The sequence below is a fragment of the Neobacillus sp. FSL H8-0543 genome (assembly GCF_038592905.1).
Lineage (GTDB): Bacteria > Bacillota > Bacilli > Bacillales > Cytobacillaceae > Neobacillus.
On sequence record NZ_CP151943.1, the window covers coordinates 4350887 to 4375267 of the forward strand.

A 24381-nucleotide genomic window follows, 5' to 3' on the forward strand; every position below is an offset into this window, starting at 1 on the left:
GAAAGTTTTTAAAATAGGATTATCTTACAGTATTTTGTAAAACAATAATGACTTGATAATTCTGAAAATAAAATATTTTCAAAATAGGAGGAAGAAATAATGGGAAATATTAATCAGAAATTGGTGAAAACTGGAGAATTTCAAACATATTTAAACCGCTCTGGTGAGGGAAATAAAGAAGTCATTTTATTCTTGCATGGGTCAGGTCCAGGGGTAAATGCATGGGCAAACTGGCGGTATGCCTTAGGTGCATGCAGTGTTGAATTTGATTGTTTAGCACCAGACTTAATTGGCTTCGGTGATAGTGGCCACCCAGAGGAACGTCCGAATACACGTTCAGGCTGGATGCGTTATTGGGTAGACCAATGCGTGAATCTGCTAGATGAACTAGGGATAGATCAAGCACATGTTGTTGGGAATTCATTAGGCTGTTCCATTGCTCAGGAACTTTTGTTTGAACATCCTGAACGAATTAAACGAGTAGTATTAATGGGACCTGGTGGTACACCAAACATGAAACCTTCGGCAGAATTAGCAAGGGCAAGAGCTTTTTATGAAGAGCCAACACCGAAATTTTTACAGCAAATCATGAGTTGGTTTGTGAATGATGGAGAGGCGTTAAAAGAAGAAATTGCTTCGATTACAGATATGCGTTACCAAATTGCAATGAAACCTGATACACGGGAATCCAATGAATCAATCTTTTCAACAAAGCCGACACCAGTCCCACCGACCGCCCTGGAACGGATTAAACACGATGTACTGCTCGTTCACGGTCGGGATGATCGCGTTTGTTCCGTGGATTCTAGCTATTATTTGTTAGAACATATTCCCAATGCACAGCTCCATGTTTTCCCGAATTGTGGACATTGGGCTCAAATTGAGAAGAAAGATAGCTTCCATTCATTAATCCTATCATTCTTTAAAAACATAATTTAAAATGGTTGATTTAAAGTATTAGTAAAAAAATTAGGGGTGAAACCATGGTAAGCCAAACAAATGAGAAAACACTAACGGAATTTCAGCAACTGTTATTAGATGCTGAGCGAATCGGCAAACTTGCTGAGTCGGAAGTAGAAGAGATGGAGAAAAACCAAACCGTTTCGGAGAAGGTGATTAACGCTTTAAAAGCAACGCAAATACCTAAACTACTGCTACCTAAAAAATATGGTGGTCCCCAAGTAAGCTATAGAGAATACTCTGCGATTATTAGGAAAGTTTCAAAATATAATATGTCTGCTGGGTGGATAACATTTTTATATACTACCCATAATATTTGGGCCGCATATTTGCCTGAAAAAGGCAGAGAAGAAGTCATCAATCAAGGTGGATTAATTGCTGATATTTTTTCACCAATTGGAAAAGTAGAGGTTGATGGGGATGGCTTTCGTTTATCTGGTACCTACAGTTTTGTAAGCGGTGTCTTACATAGTGATTGGGTAGCGGTGGGGGCATTTATGGAATACCCAGAAAGCGGGCAAAAAGAACATGTCGCTTTTAATCTACCAACAAGGGATGTTCAAATTATTGAGAATTGGGATACGTTAGGACTAAGAGGTACTGGAAGTAACCAAGTCGTGGTGGATAATATTTATGTTCCTAAAGAGCAGGTTTTACGCTTAAGTGAGATTGATAAGGTTATGCGCCCGCTTGATGGGACTGGTTATGATGAGAATTATTTCTTTTTTAATAAACCATTCTTCGTTCCATTTATCGCTGGGTTTAGTATGGTCGCACTTGGAGGTGCGGAGCGACTAATAGAAGAGTTCAAAGAACGTACAGAGAAGCGAACGAGGCTTCGTGGAGTAATCGCGAAAGAATCACGTCATCAAGGTGTATTAGCTGAATTAAATATTCGCTATTTTGAGGCAGAGGGTTTAATGTCACGTGTTTTTGATATGCTAGAAAATTACAATCCAAATGATGGAGATCAGCGGGCAGAATTCGCTGCCATTCGCGCCAGAATTATTCATAATTGTACAGAGATTGCCCAAAGAGTGTTATTAGTACTTGGTGGTTTTGCCTTATATAAAGGACACCCCGTTGAATTATTTTTTAGAGACATGCATGCCGTAAGTGCTCATCGATCTAATTTATATGATGACTCCATTGAGGCATACGGGAAGTCATTATTTGGTTTTGAACATGGTGTAGTAGGTTAAGAGGGGGAATGCCTAGAAAACACTTTGAAAAGGTTTCTAATTGTAAGGATTCGCAAAAGCAGTTTTATCGAATTTAGGAGGGGTAATAGTATGAAATCAAAAGAGAAAAAGTAACTATTCACTATAAATGGGGCACTTAAAAAGATAAAGAGGTGAAATCCAATGGTAGAACCCGTAGTAAGAGGAAAGGCTAAAGTTATTTTTGGAGAAGGTCCCTTATGGGATTATGATAAGGGATGTCTTTATTGGGTAGATTTAGATCAAAAGCAATTATTATCTTATAATCCGAGAAATGAACAGCATATTAAGTATCAATTACCGGCAATGGCAAATGGAGTGGTGAAATATACTGAGGATGAATTAATTCTTTTAATGACGGATGGCTTGTATTTATTTAATTTAAAGGATGAAACCATCACCCCACTCCTAAAACCTGAGGGTTTAAATGAAAGAATCCTTTTAAACGACGGGAAATGTGACCCAGAAGGGAGAATTTGGGCAGGGTCGGCCGATATTCGTTTTAGAGATGTGAAAGAATCAGAGGACCACGAAGCTCATGAATTTACGGATAAATTATCATGCCTTTATAGAATTGATAAAAACTTAAACACAGAGATACTAAAAGACCAATTAGTCATCTCCAATGGTCTAGATTGGGATCCTGATAGAAATATCTTTTATCATGTTGATTCAGCGGCCCAATCTATTTATAAATATGATTATGATCCTGAATCAGGAGGAATTTTAAATCAAGAAATTGTTTATACATTCGAGGATCTTGATGGATTTCCTGATGGAATGACGATAGATAAAGAAGGAATGCTCTTCGTAGCCTTGTTCAAAGCAGGTCCAGTAGCAAGTGTTACTCCGAAACATGGAGTAATTGCTAAAATTGATCCATTGAGTAAAAAATGGGTGGATTCGATTATTGTCCCTACTTCCCATGTAACTTCTTGCTGCTTTGGAGGAGAGGATTTAAAGACATTATTTATTACGACCGCATTAGCGCCATTACCAGAATCAGAAAGGGCTGAACAACCGTTAGCTGGTCGTCTTTTTTCAGTGGATTTAGAGGTTGGAGGTTATAAAGCCACTCCGTATAAAAAAACAAGTCGAAAGATAGTTGGGAACATTTAATACCATTTTACCCAGGTTAAAAATATTGATTCACTAAACCGTTTAATATTCTGAATATTATAATAAAATGGAAAGAGAAGTGAGTTTATGCAAAAAAATATACTAGAATTAAACAAAGATTTAGTAGGCAGGGCACGTGATTTTATTCCAAAGTTAAGAGAATACAGTTCAGATATTGATGATAATAGTAGGATACCGAATGAAATTGTTAAAGATTTACAGGAGGCAGGGCTATTAAAGGTTCTTCGCCCAAAAATGTTTGGAGGATACCAAACAAATATGCGAACCTATGCAGAAGTTGTGACGGAGATATCTCGTGGAAACGGATCCGTTGGTTGGTTTGTTGCATTAAGTAATATTAGAGATTACATGATTTCTTATGTCTTTGGTCAAAAAGCATTGGATGAGATTTATGGGACTGGTGATGATGTTGTATTAGCTGGGAATTTTAAACCTGTAAAGTGTGATATCAAAAAAGTAGAAGGCGGTTATTATATAAATGAAGCTCAGTGGCCATTCGTATCTGGGGGTCCACATGCTGACTGGTGCTACTTTGGTTTCCCACTTGATGTTGAAGGTGAAATAGAGATGGCAATAATGGTGGTGCCTCGTGAAGAATTAGAAATATTAGATGATTGGGATGTTATGGGCTTAAGGGGTTCAGCTAGTAATAGCGTTCGAGTTAAAGATGTATTTGTTCCAGAACATCGCGTTTCATTAGATCGGTTAGCGCGAGCGAGGCACTATATGATTGAACCATTAAAGGATGTGCCTTTATATAGTACCCCATTTGTTCCATCTCTTTCATTATCCATTGTTGGACCTGCATTAGGGTTAGCACAGGCAGCGATGGATTTCCATATGGAACGAGTGATGAAAGCTGGTATCGGAAATACGTACTATACAAAAATGAGTGAGGCACCGATTACTCATAGGCAAATAGGTTTGGCACAATTAAAAATCGATTCCGCAGAACTACATCTTTATAGGGCAGTTGATCGGTTGGATGCCTTTTCGGAGCAAGGCCACCATATGACTACTGGGGAAATCGTACAAATGAAGGCAGATTTTGGTTATGTGAATCAACTTTGTAAGGAAGCCATTGATTTAATGCTTGAAGGATCTGGGTCTATCTTTACGTATAAATGGAATCAATTTCAGTTAGTTTATCGTGATTTTTTAACCATGCATCTACATTTATTTATTACTCCTTCTAGCTTAATTGAAACCTACGGTCGGGTTTTATGCGGCATGGAACCTAACACATATTTTGTTTAATTTGAATACTAATTTGATTTGCACTTTCTAGGAAAAAATCCTACAAGGATGCAATAATAATTCCTAGGTTTTTGAATGTTAAAAATTTTGTTTAAATTATGAGGAGGAATAGTATGAAAAGAGGAAAGAAAAAGTGGTCAATGTTTTTAATGGCAATTGTGAGTTTACTAGTATTAACTCTAGCTGCATGTGGAGGTTCGGATCAGAGTTCTTCCAAAGAAGGAGGTTCGGATGAGAAAGCATCTGATGGTGACGTAATAGAATTAGTTGTAAATAGCTGGTTTGCAAGTGATGCTGACGTTCCAAACAATGTTTGGAAACCATGGGAAAAATATGTAGAAGAAAAGACAGAAGGAAGGGTAAAAGTAACGGTTCATTATAACGGAGCCCTTGCTAAATCGAATGAAATTTTAGAAGGCGTACAAAGCGGATTGTTTGATGTTGGTATGGCATTAGCACTCTATTATGAAGATTCACAGTTGTTTCCACTCACAGTGGGCGAGTTACCATTTACAGCGGGTGGTGACCCAGATAAGTCTGCGGAAATTATTCAGGAATTCTCAGCTGAATATGCCAATGAAATTTGGGATGGTGTCGTTAAGGTTGGTGTAGGTGCTCCGCCTCCGAACTATATTTATTCAACAGCGCCAATTACCAGTATTGACTATATGAAAGGTAAATCTGTTCGTGGCTCAACAGATTCTGAAGCATTATTAATTAAGACCATGGGAGGTACACCTACACAAGTAACTTTTGAAGAACTTTATAATTCACTAGATAAAGGGCTAATCGATTCATTTTTTAGTACACATGATGTGTATTCTAATCTACAGTTGATTGATGTTGCACCATATTTTGTGGATAAACCAATAAAATTTGTTATGGCAACTGCCATTATGAATGAAGACTTCTTCAATTCATTGCCCAAGGATTTACAAACTATGTTTGTAGAAGATCTTAATCCAAAATGGGAAGATTTATTTGAAGGAAATGCTAGGAAAATAATGGAGAAGGATCCGGAAATTGCAAAAATGGTAAAAGATGCTGGTGGTAGTGTGGCTGAATTTTCCAACAAAGATTTAATGGAATTTCAGAAGTATGGTGCTCCAGTTTGGGACCAATGGGTAAAGAAAGCGAACGATAAAGGCTACCCTGGTGAGGAAATGCTAGAACGCTATATTGAAATTTCTAGAGAACATGGTGTTGACTTAGAATTTCTTAAATAATAATGAGTAAAAAAACTAAGGTGTATGATTAGTTAATCTATACACCTTAGTTAATAATAAATTTGCCCTTATCCCTTTTTTCATAAACTTATAGATATAAAAATCTAAAACCTGAGGGTGATTAAATGAAAGTATTTTCTACTAGCGTGTTTTATATGATGAATACATTGAAAATCATTGGCATGATTTGTGTAGCCTTAGTAATGGTTATTATATCGGCTGGGGTCATCTCGCGTTTATTGGGTAGTCCGTTGTTAGGAGTTATTGAATTGGCTGAAATTATCCACTTTGTTGTCATTATATTCTCGTTCGGGTATACACAATCAAAAAAGGAACATATCGCCATTGGCTTATTGGTTGATCGTTATTCACCTAAAGTTCAATTGATTTTTGATAATATTGCGCACGTCCTAACCGTTTTCGTCTGCATCGTAATCACTTATATATTCTTTTTACATTCAATGGAAGAGACAAAAACGACTTTATTATTGGATTTTCCCTTTATGGTATTAAAAATCATAGTAACAATTGGATTTTTTGTTTGGGGACTAGTTGCGCTTAGTCAAATTAGCTTCAAAACTCCACTGTCCGAGAAAGAAGTGACGCCAGATGTCTAGTACTATGATTGGAATAATATTCATTATTGTTATGTTCCTTTTGCTAACTATCAGAGTGCCAGTTGCGATTTCAATGGCTGTTCCAGCGATACTAGGAATATTATTTATGAGAGATTGGAACGTTTTAGTAAATGTTATTGATGTAACGGTTATGAAAAACTCTTTAAGTTATACGATGACCACGATTGCCATGTTTGTCCTCATGGGGGAATTAATGAATGCTTCTGGAATCAGCAATAGTTTATATGATACTTTCAAAGTATGGTTTGGTAAAGTTCGAGGTGGAATGGCGCTTGCAACGGTTACTGCAGGAGCAATGTTCGCAGCCTCCTCAGGATCAAGCATTGCAACAACAGCTTCTCTAGGAACGGTTGCCTCGAAAGAGATGATAAATAATAATTATAGTAAGGCTTTAACAAGTGGTTCCATTATAGCAGGCGGATCATTAGGGATATTGATCCCACCTAGTACCTTTATGGTTTTGTATGGTGTAATTGCGCAACAGCATATTGGGAAACTTTTAATTGCAGGCTTATTGCCAGGATTATTATTAACTCTTCTTTATATTATAACAGTAGTGATCTATGTGAAAATACACCCTACTGCTGCGGATATAGGGCAAGGAAGTTCTTGGTCAAACCGCTTTAAAAGCTTATCGAGTATTTTGCCTATCGTTATCCTGTTTACTTTTGTTATTGGGGGACTTTTCATAGGTTTATTTGGACCAACTGAAGCTGCAAGTATGGGAGCCTTAGGCGCTGCAGTTATTGCCTTAATAAAAAGAAAACTGACGTTTAAAGTTATTGTCGAAGTGTTAGAAAAAACCCTTAAAACAGTGGGTACCTTATTTGGGATTTTATTATCCGCTCTCCTTTTAAATAGTTTCATTGTTCAATCAGGTTTACCAGCATATCTAAATGATTTTCTAACGGGTTTAACCTTAGCACCCGTATATATCTTTATTATTATTGTGTTGATGTATATTATTTTAGGCGCATTTATGGATGCAATGGCAGCTATGCTTGTTACGTTCCCGATTGTTTTGCCATTAATAGAATCATTGGGGTATGACCTTATCTGGTTTGGTGTTGTGATGTGTATTTTAATGGAATTGGCATTAATTTCACCGCCTATAGGGATGAGCATATTTGTCTTAAATGGTGTATCACCAGAATTAGGCTTGGGCAATATCTATAAAGGGGCATTAGCTTTTTGTATCCCTATTCTTGTACTAATTGTATTAGTCTATATTTTCCCAGGTATTGTCATGCTATTACCAAGTCACTTATAGCGAAGGTAGTAAGATTTAATCGTTTTAGGCTAAGGTCATACTTTTATTTCTGAAGAATCATTCAGTTGGGATGAGATCAGTGATGACAGGTATAAAGCAACTGGAAATGCCGCATTAACTGATAGTATATGTGTTCCGCAAGGCAGTAAATGGTGGTTTGGTTCTTAGGTGGATATTTTCAAATATAATGGATACCAATAAAAAATGGTGAAAAACCAAAAGTTTTCAACTAATTTTTAATCTAGAAACATATGACGGAATTTTCTAAAATTTGAGTATGAATAGATAAAAATTAATGATAAAATTTCCCTCTTAAGAGATGGTGAGTATACCCAGCTTAAAAAGAGGGATTTTTTATCATTCATCCTATTCGTTTTTATTTAAAGTTATCAATCTCTAATACTCGTTTGAAATTTCCATAGAAAGTAGGTAGAAATATTGAATGAAAAATTGATCTATAAAACTGATGTTGTTGTCGTTGGTGCTGGGAATGCTGCAATGTCTGCAGCAATTGCGGCTCGTGAAAATGGAGCAAACGTAATCGTACTGGAGAAAGCACCTGAAACACAAAAAGGTGGAAACACAACCTATACCCACGGATCAATTCGTTTTGCTTATAACGGAGTAGAGGACCTAAAAGAGATTATGCCTGATTTAACTCCAGAGGAGATTGAAATGTCTGATTTTGGAACCTATCCAGAGGAAGAGTTTTTCGATGATATGTGTCGGGTAACGGATTATCGAACCAATCCTGAGCTGGCTTCGCTTTTAACAAGTAAAAGCTTTGAAACGATGAAATGGCTGAAAGACCACAAGGTCAGATTTGTCCCTATTTATGGTCGTCAAGCCTTTAAAGTAGACGGAAAGTTTAAATTCTGGGGTGGGATGATTGTAGAATCCGCTGGCGGAGGTCCTGGCTTAGTAGAATCATTACACAATGAAGCAAAAAAGTTAGGTGTACAGGTTTTGTTCAATGCGATGGCAACGGAACTCATTCACGACGATGATGGGGTTCATGGCGTTATATTTAAACATAATGGAAAAACAACCGAAGTTCATGCAAAATCTGTTATCCTAGCTTCTGGAGGGTTCCACGCCAATCAAGAAATGCGAACTCGTTATCTCGGTCCGAAGTGGGATCTCGCTCATGCTAGGGGCAGTCGCTTTAACACAGGAGAAGGAATTAAAATGGCTTTGGATATCGGTGCCTTGCCATATGGCAACTGGTCTGGTGCCCATTCTGTTGGCGGGGATCGCTATTTACCGGATTTTACAGAAGGATTTCAAAGATTAAGTTATCCGTTTGGGATTATGGTCAATGCAGAAGGAAAACGGTTTGTTGACGAAGGAGCAGACTTCCGCAACTATACTTATGCAAAATACGGAAAAATCATTCTTGAACAGACTGGACAATTTGCTTGGCAAATTTTTGATCAAAAGGTTTCTCGTTTATTACGAGATGAGTATAAAGTAAAGCAAGTAACCAAGGTAAAGGCCAATACATTGGAAGAATTAGCAGAAAAATTAGACGGCGTAAATCCTGAAGGCTTTCTTGAAGAAGTAAAAAGATACAATGCTTCTGTCGCCCAAGACATTCCATTTAATCCAAATATCAAAGATGGACGTTGTACTGAAGGTCTTGAGGTTAAAAAGTCGAATTGGGCAAATACAATCGATGAAGGCCCATTCGAAGCTTACGGGGTAACGTGCGGGATTACCTTTACATTTGGCGGATTAAAAATAAATACTCAATCTGAAGTCCAAGATATTTTGTCACAGTCTATTCCAGGACTTTTTGCAGCAGGAGAGTTAGTAGGAGGACTTTTCTATTTTAACTATCCAGGTGGAGCAGGCTTAATGGCTGGTTCCGTTTTTGGGAAAATTGCTGGTGAACATGCAGCCAGATTTGTAAAACAGCTAGAGGAAATTAAAGCATAATAGGCCTTATCTAATGAAAAACAAAATCCCATTGGGGGTAACCTTTGGGATTTTGTATTTTTGTTTCCACAGAATACTGCCAATTTGTAAAAACAAATAAAGATTGTTTATATTTGAGGAAAAATTGAAGGGTTTTTCATCTTTAATTATAATTCATAATTTTCTAAAATTAAGTTAAGAATAAAATACTCATTTTTTATATAAAAGGGAGATGTTTTTGAATGACAGAAGTAGCTAAAATGGACATGCTCGTTGAAAAAGCAAAGGCGCTTATTCCTAAATTAAGGAACCGAGCAAAAGAAACAGACGAAATTCGCCGTATTCCTGAGGCTACAATGAAGGAACTAAGGGATGCAGGACTTTTCAAAATGCTTCGACCTAAAAGATATGGTGGTTTTGAAACAGATATGAAAACGTATACAGACGTGATTGTCGAGATATCTAAGGGGTGCGGTTCCACAGGTTGGATTTTAGCGCTCTGCGCGATTCGGGAATTGATGGTCGCAGAATCCTTCTCTGAAAAAACACATCTCGAGATTTATGGTGAAAATGAGGATAACGTATTGTTTGCAGGTGTTTATGAACCAAGAAAATGTATAGCCCGTAAAGTAGAGGGCGGCTACTTAGTCGAGGAAGGTTTTTGGATGTTTTGTTCCGGTTCCTTACACGCAACCTGGGGATATTTCGGAATGCCGATTATCGGCGAAGATGGAAACCTTATCGATCAAGTGTTAATGACACTTCCATTCCATGAGATGGAAATTATGGATGATTGGCACACGTTAGGTTTAAGAGGAACAGGCTCTAATAGCGTTAAAATGACTAATGTTTTTATCCCTGATCATCGGTGTACGTCATTTGTTAAAGCGTTAGACGGAAATTTTGAATCAAAGCATCTTCGTGATATTCCATTATATAACACGGCTCTATTCCCAGCTTTAATTCTATCACTTGGATTAGCAGGCTTAGGTCTAGTGAAGTATGCATTAGAATTTTTCCAAGAAGTATTACCTAACCGAAAAGCTGCACATATCGGTGTGGAATATATTCGCGATGCAGCCAGTACCCATGCAATTATTGCAGATGCCTCCTTAAAAATTGATACCGCTTCCATGCACTATTACCGGGTTGCTGAAGACCTTGATAAATGGGCAAAGAGCGGAAAATACATGGATCGACAAGCAAGGGTAAGAACTTTAGCGGATATTGGTTATGCAAACCAAATGTGTAAAGAAGCACTAGACCTGTTATTGCTCGGCAGTGGATCTGGTTATGTATATGAGGGCCACCCACTTCAAAGAATATTCCGTGATTTCATGACTCTTTACTCCCATAGATCGTTATCACCCACGATTACGAAGGAAAACTATGGGCGTGTGTTATCTGGATTAGAATCAAACGCAATTAGATATTAAAATAATCACTTAAAACTTGTTGATCACCTTTTTTATGGTTAACAAGTTTTTTTTGCCTTTTTCAATAATTATTTGTGAATAGAAAAAATAAACAACCTTAATATTCGCAAAAACCAATAAAAATCATTTAAAAGGATTTAAAACTTCGTTTATTTTTACTCTAGATAGAATATATTAAATTTTCTAAAATATTAGATAAGAGATTAAAATAAAAGGAATAAGTTCAGCAAATATATTTAGAGTTTTTAAGAGATTTTTATAAGGGTGGAGAGGGATCATGACAAAGTTAACTCTTGAATCGACAACCGAATTAGTCAAAAAAGCTAGTTCTATTGTTCCTAGATTACGTGAACGGGCAAAAGAAACAGACGAGATTGGTAGAATACCAGAAACAACCATTAAGGAATTAAAGGAGGCAGGATTATTCCATATACTCCGTTCAAAAAGGTTTGGCGGTTATCAAGCAAATATGAAAACGTATACAGAATGTGTCGCTGAAATTTCGCGTGGGTGCGGATCAACGGGTTGGATATATGGACTATGTTGTATTAGGGAACTAATGATTTCCGAATCCTTTTCCGAAAAAACACATCTAGAAATTTATGGTTCAGGTGATGATGTTGTTTTTGCAGGGGTATTTGAACCTAGAAGGATTAACGTGCATAAAGTTGAAGGCGGTTACATGATAGAAGAAGGCTACTGGCCATTTTGCTCGGGTTCACTTCACGCTTCTTGGGGATACTTCGGAATGCCTATTGTTGATGAGGAAGGGAATGTTGTTGACCAAGGCTTAATAACATTGCCAATGAGTCAAGTGGAGATTGCGGATGACTGGCATGTAGTTGGTTTACGTGGTACTGGAAGTAATAGCGTTTATATGAAAGACGTTTTTGTTCCAGACCATCGAGTCGTATCTTTTACGGATTCTATCAAAGGGAAATTTGAATCAGACCATTTCCGCGATATCCCACTATATAATACAGCGCTATTTCCAGCACTTGCCATGTCTTTATCCGTTCCGGCACTTGGGATGGCGCAAGCCGCACTAGAGTTTTTTATGAAGGTTTTGCCTAACCGCAAAGCTGCCAATTTAGGGGTTGAAAATTTAAGTGACGCTGCTACTACACATAATCAGGTGGCAGAAGCATCACTTAAAATTGAAAATGCTGCCCTTCTTTTTAATCAAGTCGCCGCTAATCTTGATTCTTGGGCGGAAAGTGGCGAATATATGCCGCAACCTGAAAGGGTGAAGGCATTAGCAAATCTTGGCTATGGCGTGCAGATTTGCAAAGAAGCAATCGATATCCTTCTTCTTGCAAGTGGTTCAGCGATTGTGGCACAAGGTCATCCGCTTCAGCGAATAAGTGCAGACTTCTCGGCGTTGTACACACATCGGACGATTTCACCAATTACTTCTAAAGAAAATTATGGCCGAGTTCTTTGTGGCTTGGATTCAAATACAAAAAATATTTAATCTAGGTGGGGAGAAGAAAATGTTAGTACCTGAAATTGCTAAATTAGGACATGTGGCATTAGTTACACCCGATCTTGAAAAATCGCTCTGGTTCTTTCGGGATGTCATTGGCTTAGAAATAACAGAGGAAGTAGAAGGTACGGTTTACCTACGTGCATGGGGAGACTTTGAACATCACAGTCTTTCACTTACACCGGGGGCAGAAGGATATGTTGATCATATCGGCTGGAGAACAAAGCGTCCTGAAGATGTAGAAGGGTTTGCTGTGCTGTTAGAAAAGGTTGGTACCGAGGTTAAATGGATTGAAGCCAAAACGGAGGCGGGACAAGGAAGAGCTATTCGTTTTAAACTTCCGAGTCAGCATACGTTTGAAATCTATTATGATGTAGAAAAACCCGAAGTGGATGAAAAGCAGCGGTCTGTACTAAAGAACCAAACGTATAAGTCTTATAATCGCGGTGTATCTCCTAGAAGGTTTGACCATGTAAATATTCACACCTCAACAGATGCAGCAGTAACGTATGAATTCCTTGAAAAGCAATTAGGTTTTAAAATGCGGGAGCATCTAGTGGATGAGGAAGATAAAACAATTGCTGGATGGATGAGCGTAACTCCGTTAGTACATGATGTTGCTGTTCTTTCAAAACCACTAGCACCAACACCGGCACGGCTGCATCACATCGCCTATTGGTCGGATAATATGCAGGATATTCTCCGCGCTGCTGATATTTTGAAAGAAAATGGCATCAATTTTATCGGACCAGGAAAACATGGCATTTCTCAAGCAATGTATTTATACGTAATGGACCCAGGCAGTGGCTGCCGAGTGGAATTATTTAGCGGAGGTTATTTAATCTTTGAGCCTGATTGGAAATCGATAAAATGGACAATGGAAGAAAGGTCCCTAGGAAATACTTATTGGGGCGATTCCGTTCAAGATAAACCTGAGAATAATATTACAATAGAAGCAAAATAACATTCTATCATGAAGAAACAATTAAAAAAGGAACAGGGGGATTCGTTTGAAAACAATATATTTGAATCCTGAAAATCTAAGACACTGGCAAAAAGAGGCACAGCCGAACATCATGGCATTAGGTTTCTTTGACGGTCTTCATATGGGACACCAAGAGGTAATTAATCAGGCCAAACAGCTTGGTATGGAAAAGAGTCTCCCAGTTTCAGTCATGAGTTTTTTTCCGCATCCAAAGACCGTATTATCAAATGGACAAAAACAAATGAACTACTTAATGCCGCTTTCGGATAAAGAAAATGTGCTCCAAACACTAGGAGTTGATATTTTCTATATTGTCGAATTCGATAGAGCGTTTTCATCGCTATCCCCCAAAGACTTTGTTGCAAAATATCTAGTCAACTTAGGTGTTGTTCATGCAGTTGCAGGGTTTGACTACGCCTATGGGTTTAAAGGCGAAGGCAATATGGATCGGTTAAAAGCTGATTCTGGTGGCCAGCTTAACGTCACAAAGGTTTCAAAAGTGGAGTGCAGAGGGGAAAAAATAAGTTCAAGTTGTATTCGAAAAAGACTCCTAAATGGGAATATTGAGGAATTACCAGATTTTCTCGGGAGACCTTACGAGATCCGCTGCGAGTATGATGGGACATCATTAAAGCTAAAACCTTATTACACCTTGCCTGCTCCTGGCAAGTATGCTGTTACGTTAATAGGTAAATCCAAATCACAAGAAATTAACGTGATTGTAACCGATGATAAAGAGATTATTGCCTTTGACCATTTATCGAATGTAAACCCTCTGAATGGTGCACGGTTGCTAACGATTAGATGGCATCAACGAATTGGTGATGAGACGAACTATTCTTTTTATGAAAACGATCAGTATTATTCCTTGTTGAATCAATCCAATTGAGGGGGATAAGCGGATCTTTCAAATATAGATATCAATAGAGAAAAGGTGATTACAGGGTATGAAAAAAACAGAAAAGTTTCAGTCATTACTTCTAGAGCCTGGGTCCTTTATTTTAACTGGGGCCTATGATGCCATGTCAGCTAGAATAATAGAAGAAACTGGGTTTAAAGCTATCTATGCGACTGGTGCAGGGATATCAAATGCCCAGCTTGGATGGGCTGACGTCGGTTTAACAACGATGAAGGAAGTAGCAGATATTGTCGCTCGAATGGCGGATGTTACGACCATTCCGATTGTAGTCGATGCGGATACTGGTTTTGGAAATGCCATTAATGTCATACGTACCGTTCGTGAATTTGAACGGGCTGGTGTTTCAGCCATTCAAATGGAAGATCAGGTTTCTCCAAAAAAATGCGGACATTTTAGTGGGAAAGACGTCATCTCACAAGAAGAAATGGTAGGAAAAATTAAAGCAGCATTAGATACAAGACAAGATGATCGATTAGCGATTATCGCACGTACCGATGCATTAGCTGTTAATGGAATGAATGCGGCAATCGAAAGGGCACATGCGTACAAAGAAGCTGGAGCAGATGTGATTTTTGTTGAAGCACCAACAACCATCGAACAACTGCAGCAAATCACCAGCTCAATAAAAGGAATTCCGCATATTATCAACCTGGTTGAAGGCGGAAAAACGCCGCTAATTTCATTAAAAGAGGCTGAAAGGCTAGGATTTAAAATTATGCTTTGTGCGAATACAGTTCTTCGCTCAGCAATTAAAGGAATCACTGAATCTTTAAAAGTACTAATTGAAGAAGGTTCACAAGAAAATATACATGATTTAATTTGTACTTGGGAAGAAAGGCAATCACTCTTTAAACTCAATCAAGTAAAAGAATGGGAAAAAGAGTATTTATATAACTTAAATCTAAAATAAAAAAAGGTGGTAATAATAATGGTAAACTTTACAGAATCAAAAAATATCAGTCTAGAATTAGCAAATAAAGTGTTAGAAGCTGCTCGTGCAAAAGGTGAAGAATTAGGGATGCCATTCAGCATTGCAATTGTTGATAAGCCTGGAAACTTAAAGGCATTTCAAGCGATGGATGGAGCACCTGTTTTAAGTTTAGATATTGCTCAGAATAAAGCTTTCTCAGCCGCTGCATATAACAGAGCAACACATGAATGGTATGACAGACTTAAGGATGATCCGCCATTGCTTCATGGGATTGTTCATACTCCACGACTTGTTATTTTTGGTGGGGGTTACCCAATTAGAATCAATGGTGAAGTTATTGGTGGGATCGGAGTAAGTGGTGGCCATTATACTCATGATATGCAGGTATGTGAAGCAGGACTAGCAGTGTTAGAAAACCTAGAGTAGAGGTGTGGTAATTGGATGGAATCCTATGAACTGGTTATTTTAGGTGGAGGACTCGCTGGAATGTGTGCCGCCGTTGAGGCAGGGGAGCTAGGCGCTAGCGTCCTTCTCCTTGAAAAACAAGATGAGCTTGGTGGAAGTACGGTGCTTAGTTCAGGATATATGGCCTTTGCTGGGACAGAGATGCAAGAAAAGGCAGGAATTGAAGACTCTAAGGAGTCTTTGATGTATGACCTAATTGAGGTTGGCGGTAAAGTAAATAAGAAGGAACTTATTAAAACATACGGTCAACACCAACTTGAAACGTATAAATGGCTTATTGGTCATGGAGTAGAGTTTAGAACCCTTCAAGCTGTAAGTGGGCACAGTGTTCCTCGTGGTCATACGATTGACCCGCATCAGGGAATTCAGTCGTTATATCGACGGGTGAAAGAACTACCAAATGTAACGATCCGTTTTAATGCTCCTGCTAAGAGACTAGTAAAGAATAATGAAGGACGAATTGATCGCGTCCTATATGAGTCAGAAGGGGAAAGTCAGACGGTTACGGCCACAAAAGGGGTACTGATAGCTTCTGGGGGCTTTGCTAAAAGTGAAGAACTTCTTAAACTTTTCGCACCTCAACTGGATGCGGCATTAAGAATTGGTGGCGAAGGGAACCAGGGCGACGGTATACAGATGGCTTGGGAGCATGGAGCTTGGATGCTGGATTTACCTTACTTGAGTGGGACATATGGATTTCACCCAAGTGCCAACAGTGCTGTTAAATCCCAAGGTCTTGCCTTTTATAAGGGAGGAATTATTGTAAATCAATTAGGAAAGCGATTTATCAAAGAATCCCTCTCCTATAAATTGTTAGGAAATGCCGCCCTTATGCAGCCTGAGGGAATCTCCTATCAAATTTGGGACCAGACAGTAATGGAAAAGGCTGTTGCTGATGACCCACTTTACGATTTCGAATTACTCAAACGACGTCGTTTGTTATATCAGGTAGATACAATAGAGGAATTAGCTGATTGTATTGACGTACCAATTGGGGTATTAGGGGAAACCATTCGTTCCTATAACTCTGGAATTCAGAGCGGGGCGGAAACTGAATTTGGCCGTAATTCCCTTACACATAATTATGGCAAACCAACTCCAATTGAAAAAGCACCATTCTATGCTTTTGAATCAACAGTAGCCATGTTAGCAACTTATGCAGGTGTTGCTGTCAATCCAGAAGGACAGGTTTTAAACTCGTATGAAGAACCAATTCCTGGACTATATGCGGCAGGAGAAGTAACTGGTGGATTCCATGGTGCAGGTTATGTGACCGGATCCTCTCTTGGAAAATGTGCCATTTACGGGCGATTAGCAGTACAGGACGCTTTGAAAAAGGAAAGTGAAATTTTGTAAATATTTACAATCTACTAAGACCATTTTCTTGTCTTAGTAGATTGTTAGAATTTCTTGCGCGGCATTTTAGGAGGTTATTTTATGAAGATCTGGCACCAAAGTCTTACCAGTATTGAATCAGTTATTCCTTATCGGGATGCTGTTGTAAATCATATTGATCGTGTTGCCCGCCCGGGTGTAGAGGTAGTGCTTCATGGAATGTCTAAAGACACGTATCCAACCAATTACCCTGGCCATTTTATTACCTATTCCTACCTTCAAAACCTACACCGTGAGCAATTTGTTCGTGCAGCATTGATGGCTGAAAGTGCAGGATATGACGCGATGTTCATTGGAACGATTCCTGATGTTGGGCTCCTTGAGGCGCGGACGTTGGTAGATATACCTGTTGTTGGTTATGGGCAGGCTTCCTTCCATTTTGCTTCTATGTTGGGGGATCATATTGGTGTAGTAAACTTCTTAGCCCCATTGGCAGATGAGCTTCGTCAGAATGCAGAGCGATATGGTCTTGGCTGTAAATTAGGTCCAATTATACAAACAGATGTTGGCTTTGACGATGTATTGGCTGGATTTGAAGATCCTGAACCTATCATTGCCTCTTTTAAAAAGGCAGCTGAAAAGGCAATTTCTGAAGGTGCAGACGTGATTGTTCCTGGTGAAGGTCCAATGAATGTTTTCCTTGCGACGCATGGTGTTTCACGTATTGGAGATGTTCCTGTTGTTGACTCCTTTGCAGCGGGAATTAAAATGTGTGAGTCTTTAGTTGACCTCCGGCAAAATTCAGGTGTTTATATGACCCGCAGAGGATACTACAATGCAAAACCACCTGAAGAGGCAGTAGCAAGGCTCCGAGAAATTTACGGTTTAGAAGCTGTTCCAGATCCCAAAAATGACCATGGTCTCCCTGTCAGAGGTGGAAAAAAATCTCCAATATCTTAATATCTCCTACTATATCAAAGGTAAAAATAACTTCGTATTCAAGAGGTGAGACAAAATGCATATCGTTGTGTGCTTAAAACAGGTTTTAGATCCAGAGATTTCACCGCGATATTTTAAAATTGATCCTAAAACAAATCGGCCTGAGGATGGTAGTTCCGATATGGTGATGGACTCTTATGCAGAAAATGCACTTGAGACGGCCATTCAACTCAGAGATAGTGTGGAAGGTGCAACAGTGACTGCACTTTGTCTTGGCGACGAAGAAACGGAAGATGTTCTTCGCCGAGCACTTGCATTCACAGCTGACCAGGCAGTTCGTGTTTGGGATGATGACTGGGAGGACCTAGATGGGCAGGCAGTTGGTCACATCCTCGCAAAGACAATTATAGCGCTTGGAGGTGCTGACCTGGTCTTAACAGGTTATCAAGCAAGTGATATTGAGGAAGGACTAGTTGGACCAGTAATCGCAGAAGAGCTAGGAAACTCTTGTGTGACGCTGGTTTCGGAATTGGCAATAGAGAATAGTGCCTTTAGAGTGACTTGTGAAGCAGAGAATGGTTACGCAATTATCGACGTTCCGTCACCTGCTGTGTTAACAATTGTTAGTTCAGAAAAAAATGTTCCACGTTTACCAAAAGTGAAGGATATAAGATTATCTAGAAGTAAGCCCATTAAGGAATTAGAAGCTGATGATATTGAGTTAGATTTTGAACGGTGTCAACCTGCAGTGTCACTTGAGCGCGTCTATGTTCCTAATCGGGATGTTGCCTGTGAGGTTCTGACTGGTGAGGATGGCATGGAGCTTGCCCATGAATTAGCAGGCAGGCTATTAGAACTGAAGGTTTTGTAGGAGGTAGTTACACATGGCAAATGTGCTGATATTTGCAGATCAACAAGGTGGTAGTCTTAGTTCCTATGCCAGGGAAGCGCTAGCATTTGGTAACCTTATCTCTGTAGCTACTAATGGGGAACTTGGATCCGTTCTTTTTGGACCGGGAGCTGAAACAGGCGCAAAGGAGACAATCGCCTGTGGAGCAAGCAAAGCCTATACCATAGGATCCCCGTTAGTAGAAGACTATCAGGTAGAGCATTATTTAGATGCAATATGTGCTGCTTTTATTCAATCTGGATCCGATATTCTTATCCTCCCGTTTGATCGGAAGGGTAAGGACCTAATTGGACGTATAGCAACACGTCTTTCTGCTTCAGCAATCACAGAGGTTGTTGATTTCAAGGCTGAAAATGGGGAACTCATATGGGTTCGTCCAATCTATGGTGACAAGGCTTATGGAGAGTACAAATCCAATCGAAAAAAAATCGTGGTAGGTATACGGGTAAAAAGCCAGGAACAGGCGGTTCCTGATGAAAATCGAAGTGGAGAAATCATCCCAGTAATCTATACTAATCAGAATGATATAGTAGTGGCAAAACTGGTGGAAAAAATTGAGAATTCCTTGGCTGGGATTAGGCTTGAGGATGCTCGTATTATTGTTTCAGGTGGGCGTGGTCTTGGCGGACCAGAGGGATTTGAAGTTTTGAAGGATCTTGCGAACGTCCTCGGCGGGACAGTGGGTGCCTCCAGGGCTGCTTGTGATGCGGGATGGGTTCCGTCCAACTTCCAGGTAGGGCAAACTGGTGCAGTGGTTGCACCTGATCTCTATATTGCCATTGGAATTTCTGGCGCAAGTCAGCACCTTTCAGGAATTACGAATGCGAAAACAGTCGTTGCTATTAATAATGATTCAGAGGCTCCTATTTTCAAACGTGCGAATCTTGGGGTTGTAGCTGATTATAAAACAGTGGTTCCGGCTCTTTCGGAGGAACTTAAAAAGAAGTTGGGGATAAAAGTAGGTTAGTTTGGAATATGTTAATTTTCAATATTATTAACATATCATTCTATGACTTTCATTAAAGGAGGGGCAATGTATGGGTAGAGAATTGGATTATGATATCGTCGTTATTGGTTGTGGGGCTGCAGGTACTGCAGCTGCATTATCCGCAGCTGAAAATGCCAAAAAGGATGGAATAGATATTCGAATCGCTATTTTGGAGCGTGCTGATTTTGATCATAGAGGTGGGAATTCGCGTTGGACGGCTTCCTATATGAGAATGAAAAATCTAGATGAAGTAGCTGATAACTTTGTGGAAGATATGATGGCATTTTCCGACAATTATTCTGATCGAAACTATATCGAAACTCTTGCAAAGAATGCTGGTAGCACATTAAGGTGGGTACAAGAGAAAGGCGTCGATTTTGACTATTTGCCTACAATGTTCTTAACATCAAACAGACCACGTTTGTTACCAGTTGGTGGAGGACGTGCAATAATTGACAACCTTTCTCGTCGTGCTAGTGCCCTTGGTGTGGAGATTATTTATGAGGCAACTGCATGGAAATTATTGCTTGACGAAGATGGTTCAGTAACCGGTCTTAATGTTCGGGTTAAAGGAGGTTCATCTCTAACCTTGAGTGTGGGTGCGGTTATTCTTGCTGCGGGAGGTTTTCAAGGAAATTCGGAAATGATGGCCCAATATATTGGAAGAGACGCACATAAAATTAAACCCGTTTGTGAAGGCGGTTTATTCAACAAAGGGGAAGCCATTAGGATGGCAATGGAAGTTGGAGCTAAAGGGACAGGTCAATATGATGCTTTTCACGCAGAGCCTGTTGATCCAAGAAGTAAGCGAGAAGAAGCTGCTGTTATGACGTATCCTTATGCAATATTAGTTGATAATAATGGCAAGCGATTTGTTGATGAAGGGATCTCAACAGTAGATGAGCAGTATGAGGCTGTTGCTCGTAAAATCTTTTATGACCTTCCAGATCACATTGCTTATATGATTAGTGATCAAAAAATGTATGATATTCCTAATTATGAGCAGGCATTGGAAACCGATAAACCAGCCATTGTGGCAGATACACTTGAAGAGCTGGCTGGAAAAATCGGAGTCCCTGCTGATCAGTTAGTAGCTACTGTCGAAAGCTTCAATGCAGCTGTACAGCCTGGGGACTTTAACTCTAAGAAAAAAGATGGTAAAAAGGCAGTTGGAATTACACCTCCAAAGTCAAATTGGGCAATAACCATTGATAAGGCACCATTTATAGCTTACCCAATTGTTTGTTCAAATGTATTTACTAATGGTGGACTTGCTACAGACACTAAAGGTCGCGTCCTATCAGGAGATGATCAGCCAATTCCAGGACTTTACGCTGCGGGTGAAACGGTTGGTCTCTATTTTGGAAAGTACCCTGGTGGTACCTCTGTATTACGTGGACTAGTATATGGGAAAATTTCCGGTGAACATGCGGTTGATTATATCAGTAATCTTGAAACATTAGAGGTTTAAACAAGTGCAGGGGCGCGAATGATTTCATTTGCTCCCCTGCTTAATGAGTAGCAGGTAGATTACAATATATTAATCTTAATGAAAGGGTGATTATTTATGGAATTAAAAGGGAAGGTTGCATTTGTAACTGGAGGCGGTAGAGGTATTGGACGTGAAACATGTATTCTATTAGCAAAACATGGTGTCAAAGTTGCTGTTTTTTCGCGAAGTAAAGCTGAAGTTGAGGAAACTGCCAATTATATTAAGGATGAGCTAGGCGGGGAATCCATCTACCTTACGGGGGATGTGCGGTCCCAAAAAGATATAAAAAGAGCAGTCCAAGAGACCCAAGAAAGATTAGGATCGATTGATATCTTAATCAATAACGCTGGTACAATGTTACTTAAGCCATTTGATGAAACATCAGTTGAAGAATGGGACTTTGTACAAGATATTAATGTTAAAGGGCTATTTCTTTGTGCCCGGGAAGTTGTTACTCAAATGAAGGAGAACAGAGAGGGTGTCATTATAAATATTTCTTCTATTTGGGGAACAAAAGGTGGGCCTGACCGAAGTGCTTATATTACTTCGAAGCATGCTGCCATTGGCTTTTCAAAAGCTTTGGGTGAAGAATTGAAACCTTACAATGTTAGGGTGAATGCCGTATGTCCTGGTCCTGTTGACACAAAGATGATGGATGACTTAGCTCCAAATGCGAATAAAGAAGGTTGGTTACAGCCGATAGATATCGCGAATATCATTGTGGATTTATGTTTACCTAAATCTGAAGCAATTACTGCAACTGTCATTGAAGCCTTTGGAGGCGGTCGTCCAGTCGGTCTTTAAAATACTGGAATATGCCTGGAAGTTTAAGAGATATTTATTCTCTTACCTTCCAGGCTTTTTTACTGAAAATTATGTCTCTAAATTTAGATAGTTTCAAGAGATTGTATTGTTGTTGGTATTAGAACATCTTCTCAAAACATAGACTTGTAATGTGTAAGATTTTAAGGATTGAGGAGATGGAGAGATGATTTTTAAAATGCAAAAAGCCATAATGTTAGCTGAAAATATAAATGGTTTTATCAAATTTGTTCATAATAAAAAAACCGTTAGTTTAAATTCAGATAAATTGTATCAAGTAAAACTAATCATGGAGGATTTTAAGTTTCAAATACTTGCAGATGAACTATTGAGAATCAATCAGTTTGATTGGGATGAAAAATACACTCTATTATTAGTTGATAGATTCATCAGCGGGATGAATATTATTGAGGAATATGTAAAAAACAACTACAATGATTTATTTATTTTATCAGCTAGAATACATACATTAAAGAGCCTTAGCCTTTCCCTTAGCCAAAAAAAGTCCATTGATCTTTCTATTTGAACAAAATAGAAAGGATATAGTAGATGTGTATACATAAAATGTACTACACAACAGACATGATAGTAGAGAGGGAACTTAAATAGTCTGGAGGTATTAATATGAGTCGACTGGAGAGACTCAAAATGGGGAAAGTTGAAACAAAGCATTGGCGCCAGTTCAATGAGCTACTGCGGTATGTGTTTCAAGTAACAAAAAAAGACCTGCAAAAGGTGGGGTGGGAGGAACGGGAAATAGCTCTGGCTAAACTGCCTGTTTTGGAGAAGGCCGATGTGCTGGGATGGTTTGATGGAGAAAAACTGATCTCTCAGGTAGCCGTTTATCCATTTCAGGTAAATATATTTGGAAAAACATTTGAGATGGGCGGGTTAACAGGTGTCGGTACCTACCCGGAGTATGCCAATCTTGGTCTGATGTATAAGCTAATAAGGCAAGCACTCACAGAAATGAAAGCAAGAAAACAATCTATTTCATATTTATACCCTTATTCATTTCCATTTTACCGTCGTAGAGGGTGGGAAATCATTTCTGATAAGATGACCTTTGAAGTCAAAGACTATCAATTGCCGAAGGTAAAAAAGGTTTCGGGTTATGTAGAACGGATAAATACTGAGCATCCAGACATTAAAAAGGTTTACAAAGAATTTTCAAGTAAGCGGCATGTGGCAATGATTCGAAATGATTTAGCATGGGATGAGTATTGGAGATGGGATTTGGATGATTTAACTGCTGCTGTTTATTATGATCAATTACAGAAGCCACAAGGTTATCTCTTGTACTGGATTTCGGAAGATATTCTTCATATTAAAGAGATGGTATATATAAATGAAGAAACGCGTATCGGACTATGGAATTTCATCAGTGCTCATTTTTCGATGGTGTCAAAAGTGGTAGGGAATATCTATTCAGATGAACCGTTAGCATTTTGGTTAGAGGATGGGGATATTACAGAAACCATTGCACCCTATTATATGGCCCGTATTGTTGATGCCAAACAGTTTATTTCTCAATTCCCTTTTAGAGCACCAGGAAAAGAAGTCGAATTGACTTTTACGCTAGATGATCCAATGCTTGAATGGAATCAAGGAATATTTACCCTCAAAGTATCTGCGGTGGGTCAAGGAAAACTAATTAAGAGTGAGGGTCAACCAACTTCAACCATTGATATACAGACATTGACGACGATGTTGCTTGGTTACAAGAGACCGTCCTATTTGGCTTCCATCGGTCGACTTACCAGTGATGAACAAACCGTAGGGATGTTTGAAAATCTGATTGAACGTCAAACACCTTATTTTTCAGATTATTATTGATAAAGTAATCTAAAAGGCTAACCTAGGACTAGTAAGGCGGGAACCTATATGGCTCCCGCAATTCATGTTCTGTACATTACATAACATTCAAAAAATTGACAAAAAAAAATTACTTTAAATAAGATATTCTGGTAAAATTAGGAGAGGAAGTTAAATAAATTAACCGTCTAATTAAGTCGGTTTTTTTTACAACGAAAATGAATGAGTAA

At 38.9% G+C, this 24381-nt stretch carries 22 protein-coding genes; all 22 read left to right on the forward strand.

Going from position 1 to position 24381, the window contains the following annotated elements:
* Positions 1 to 99 precede the first annotated feature (99 nt).
* The 22 genes from NSS81_RS21800 to NSS81_RS21905 all read left to right on the forward strand — a co-directional run bounded on the left by NSS81_RS21800 (position 100) and on the right by NSS81_RS21905 (position 24172).
* Positions 100 to 939 carry an alpha/beta hydrolase gene (locus NSS81_RS21800; RefSeq protein ID WP_342430716.1) on the forward strand — a complete coding sequence of 280 codons (840 nt, stop codon included), beginning with the start codon at positions 100 to 102 and terminating at the stop codon, positions 937 to 939.
* A gap of 44 nt (positions 940 to 983) precedes the next feature.
* On the forward strand, positions 984 to 2162 hold the full coding sequence (locus tag NSS81_RS21805) for an acyl-CoA dehydrogenase family protein (RefSeq protein ID WP_342430717.1): 1179 nt from the start codon (positions 984 to 986) through the stop codon (positions 2160 to 2162).
* 162 nt (positions 2163 to 2324) lie between these two features.
* Positions 2325 to 3299 carry an SMP-30/gluconolactonase/LRE family protein gene (locus NSS81_RS21810; protein WP_342430718.1) on the forward strand — a complete coding sequence of 325 codons (975 nt, stop codon included), beginning with the start codon at positions 2325 to 2327 and terminating at the stop codon, positions 3297 to 3299.
* Between the two features lie 87 nt (positions 3300 to 3386).
* Positions 3387 to 4577 (forward strand): acyl-CoA dehydrogenase family protein, encoded by a 1191-nt coding sequence (locus tag NSS81_RS21815; RefSeq protein ID WP_342430719.1) that lies wholly within the window; start codon positions 3387 to 3389, stop codon positions 4575 to 4577.
* 113 nt (positions 4578 to 4690) lie between these two features.
* Entirely contained in the window at positions 4691 to 5803 is a 1113-nt protein-coding gene (gene dctP / locus NSS81_RS21820) for a TRAP transporter substrate-binding protein DctP (protein WP_342430720.1), read from the forward strand.
* Between the two features lie 155 nt (positions 5804 to 5958).
* Complete coding sequence (locus tag NSS81_RS21825) at positions 5959 to 6420, forward strand: TRAP transporter small permease (RefSeq protein ID WP_342430721.1); 462 nt, start codon at positions 5959 to 5961, stop codon at positions 6418 to 6420.
* On the forward strand, positions 6413 to 7711 hold the full coding sequence (locus tag NSS81_RS21830; RefSeq protein WP_342430722.1) for a TRAP transporter large permease subunit: 1299 nt from the start codon (positions 6413 to 6415) through the stop codon (positions 7709 to 7711). The genes NSS81_RS21825 and NSS81_RS21830 overlap by 8 nt, the downstream gene beginning before the upstream one ends.
* A 435-nt stretch (positions 7712 to 8146) precedes the next feature.
* Positions 8147 to 9649: an FAD-dependent tricarballylate dehydrogenase TcuA gene (gene tcuA / locus NSS81_RS21835; protein WP_342434113.1), complete on the forward strand. Its 1503-nt coding sequence runs from the start codon at positions 8147 to 8149 to the stop codon at positions 9647 to 9649.
* 221 nt (positions 9650 to 9870) lie between these two features.
* The gene (locus NSS81_RS21840; protein WP_342430723.1) at positions 9871 to 11064 is read left to right on the forward strand and encodes an acyl-CoA dehydrogenase family protein; all 1194 of its coding nucleotides are present in this window, start codon (positions 9871 to 9873) and stop codon (positions 11062 to 11064) included.
* A 277-nt stretch (positions 11065 to 11341) separates the two neighbouring features.
* Complete coding sequence (locus NSS81_RS21845) at positions 11342 to 12538, forward strand: acyl-CoA dehydrogenase family protein (protein ID WP_342430724.1); 1197 nt, start codon at positions 11342 to 11344, stop codon at positions 12536 to 12538.
* A gap of 19 nt (positions 12539 to 12557) precedes the next feature.
* Positions 12558 to 13514, forward strand: coding sequence for a VOC family protein (locus tag NSS81_RS21850; protein WP_342430725.1), 957 nt, complete (start codon positions 12558 to 12560; stop codon positions 13512 to 13514).
* Between the two features lie 46 nt (positions 13515 to 13560).
* On the forward strand, positions 13561 to 14424 hold the full coding sequence (locus tag NSS81_RS21855; RefSeq protein ID WP_342430726.1) for an FAD synthetase family protein: 864 nt from the start codon (positions 13561 to 13563) through the stop codon (positions 14422 to 14424).
* A gap of 58 nt (positions 14425 to 14482) precedes the next feature.
* Positions 14483 to 15364, forward strand: a complete 882-nt coding sequence (locus NSS81_RS21860) for an oxaloacetate decarboxylase (RefSeq protein ID WP_342430727.1) — start codon at positions 14483 to 14485, stop codon at positions 15362 to 15364.
* 18 nt (positions 15365 to 15382) lie between these two features.
* Entirely contained in the window at positions 15383 to 15811 is a 429-nt protein-coding gene (locus tag NSS81_RS21865) for a heme-binding protein (protein WP_342430728.1), read from the forward strand.
* A gap of 15 nt (positions 15812 to 15826) precedes the next feature.
* Positions 15827 to 17206: a flavocytochrome c gene (locus NSS81_RS21870; protein ID WP_342430729.1), complete on the forward strand. Its 1380-nt coding sequence runs from the start codon at positions 15827 to 15829 to the stop codon at positions 17204 to 17206.
* Positions 17207 to 17287: 81 nt separating this feature from the next.
* On the forward strand, positions 17288 to 18145 hold the full coding sequence (locus tag NSS81_RS21875) for an aspartate/glutamate racemase family protein (protein ID WP_342430730.1): 858 nt from the start codon (positions 17288 to 17290) through the stop codon (positions 18143 to 18145).
* Between the two features lie 55 nt (positions 18146 to 18200).
* On the forward strand, positions 18201 to 18995 hold the full coding sequence (locus NSS81_RS21880; RefSeq protein WP_342430731.1) for an electron transfer flavoprotein subunit beta/FixA family protein: 795 nt from the start codon (positions 18201 to 18203) through the stop codon (positions 18993 to 18995).
* 13 nt (positions 18996 to 19008) lie between these two features.
* The gene (locus NSS81_RS21885) at positions 19009 to 20001 is read left to right on the forward strand and encodes an electron transfer flavoprotein subunit alpha/FixB family protein (protein WP_342430732.1); all 993 of its coding nucleotides are present in this window, start codon (positions 19009 to 19011) and stop codon (positions 19999 to 20001) included.
* Positions 20002 to 20071: 70 nt separating this feature from the next.
* A complete protein-coding gene (locus NSS81_RS21890) occupies positions 20072 to 21493 on the forward strand; it encodes an FAD-binding protein (RefSeq protein WP_342430733.1) in 1422 nt (473 codons plus the stop codon).
* A 96-nt stretch (positions 21494 to 21589) separates the two neighbouring features.
* A complete protein-coding gene (locus NSS81_RS21895; RefSeq protein ID WP_342430734.1) occupies positions 21590 to 22318 on the forward strand; it encodes an SDR family oxidoreductase in 729 nt (242 codons plus the stop codon).
* A gap of 196 nt (positions 22319 to 22514) precedes the next feature.
* Positions 22515 to 22862, forward strand: coding sequence for a hypothetical protein (locus NSS81_RS21900; protein WP_342430735.1), 348 nt, complete (start codon positions 22515 to 22517; stop codon positions 22860 to 22862).
* A gap of 98 nt (positions 22863 to 22960) precedes the next feature.
* Complete coding sequence (locus tag NSS81_RS21905) at positions 22961 to 24172, forward strand: GNAT family N-acetyltransferase (protein WP_342430736.1); 1212 nt, start codon at positions 22961 to 22963, stop codon at positions 24170 to 24172.
* The last annotated feature ends 209 nt before the right edge of the window (positions 24173 to 24381 follow it).

Bases quoted from the DNA above. Each gene is read 5' to 3' on its own strand.
- NSS81_RS21800 (WP_342430716.1), top strand. From the start codon at position 100: ATGGGAAATATTAATCAGAAATTGGTGAAAACTGGAGAATTTCAAACA.
- NSS81_RS21805 (WP_342430717.1), top strand. From the start codon at position 984: ATGGTAAGCCAAACAAATGAGAAAACACTAACGGAATTTCAGCAACTG.
- NSS81_RS21810 (WP_342430718.1), top strand. From the start codon at position 2,325: ATGGTAGAACCCGTAGTAAGAGGAAAGGCTAAAGTTATTTTTGGAGAA.
- NSS81_RS21815 (WP_342430719.1), top strand. From the start codon at position 3,387: ATGCAAAAAAATATACTAGAATTAAACAAAGATTTAGTAGGCAGGGCA.
- dctP (WP_342430720.1), top strand. From the start codon at position 4,691: ATGAAAAGAGGAAAGAAAAAGTGGTCAATGTTTTTAATGGCAATTGTG.
- NSS81_RS21825 (WP_342430721.1), top strand. From the start codon at position 5,959: ATGATGAATACATTGAAAATCATTGGCATGATTTGTGTAGCCTTAGTA.
- NSS81_RS21830 (WP_342430722.1), top strand. From the start codon at position 6,413: ATGTCTAGTACTATGATTGGAATAATATTCATTATTGTTATGTTCCTT.
- NSS81_RS21840 (WP_342430723.1), top strand. From the start codon at position 9,871: ATGACAGAAGTAGCTAAAATGGACATGCTCGTTGAAAAAGCAAAGGCG.
- NSS81_RS21845 (WP_342430724.1), top strand. From the start codon at position 11,342: ATGACAAAGTTAACTCTTGAATCGACAACCGAATTAGTCAAAAAAGCT.
- NSS81_RS21850 (WP_342430725.1), top strand. From the start codon at position 12,558: ATGTTAGTACCTGAAATTGCTAAATTAGGACATGTGGCATTAGTTACA.
- NSS81_RS21860 (WP_342430727.1), top strand. From the start codon at position 14,483: ATGAAAAAAACAGAAAAGTTTCAGTCATTACTTCTAGAGCCTGGGTCC.
- NSS81_RS21865 (WP_342430728.1), top strand. From the start codon at position 15,383: ATGGTAAACTTTACAGAATCAAAAAATATCAGTCTAGAATTAGCAAAT.
- NSS81_RS21870 (WP_342430729.1), top strand. From the start codon at position 15,827: ATGGAATCCTATGAACTGGTTATTTTAGGTGGAGGACTCGCTGGAATG.
- NSS81_RS21875 (WP_342430730.1), top strand. From the start codon at position 17,288: ATGAAGATCTGGCACCAAAGTCTTACCAGTATTGAATCAGTTATTCCT.
- NSS81_RS21880 (WP_342430731.1), top strand. From the start codon at position 18,201: ATGCATATCGTTGTGTGCTTAAAACAGGTTTTAGATCCAGAGATTTCA.
- NSS81_RS21885 (WP_342430732.1), top strand. From the start codon at position 19,009: ATGGCAAATGTGCTGATATTTGCAGATCAACAAGGTGGTAGTCTTAGT.
- NSS81_RS21890 (WP_342430733.1), top strand. From the start codon at position 20,072: ATGGGTAGAGAATTGGATTATGATATCGTCGTTATTGGTTGTGGGGCT.
- NSS81_RS21895 (WP_342430734.1), top strand. From the start codon at position 21,590: ATGGAATTAAAAGGGAAGGTTGCATTTGTAACTGGAGGCGGTAGAGGT.
- NSS81_RS21900 (WP_342430735.1), top strand. From the start codon at position 22,515: ATGCAAAAAGCCATAATGTTAGCTGAAAATATAAATGGTTTTATCAAA.
- NSS81_RS21905 (WP_342430736.1), top strand. From the start codon at position 22,961: ATGAGTCGACTGGAGAGACTCAAAATGGGGAAAGTTGAAACAAAGCAT.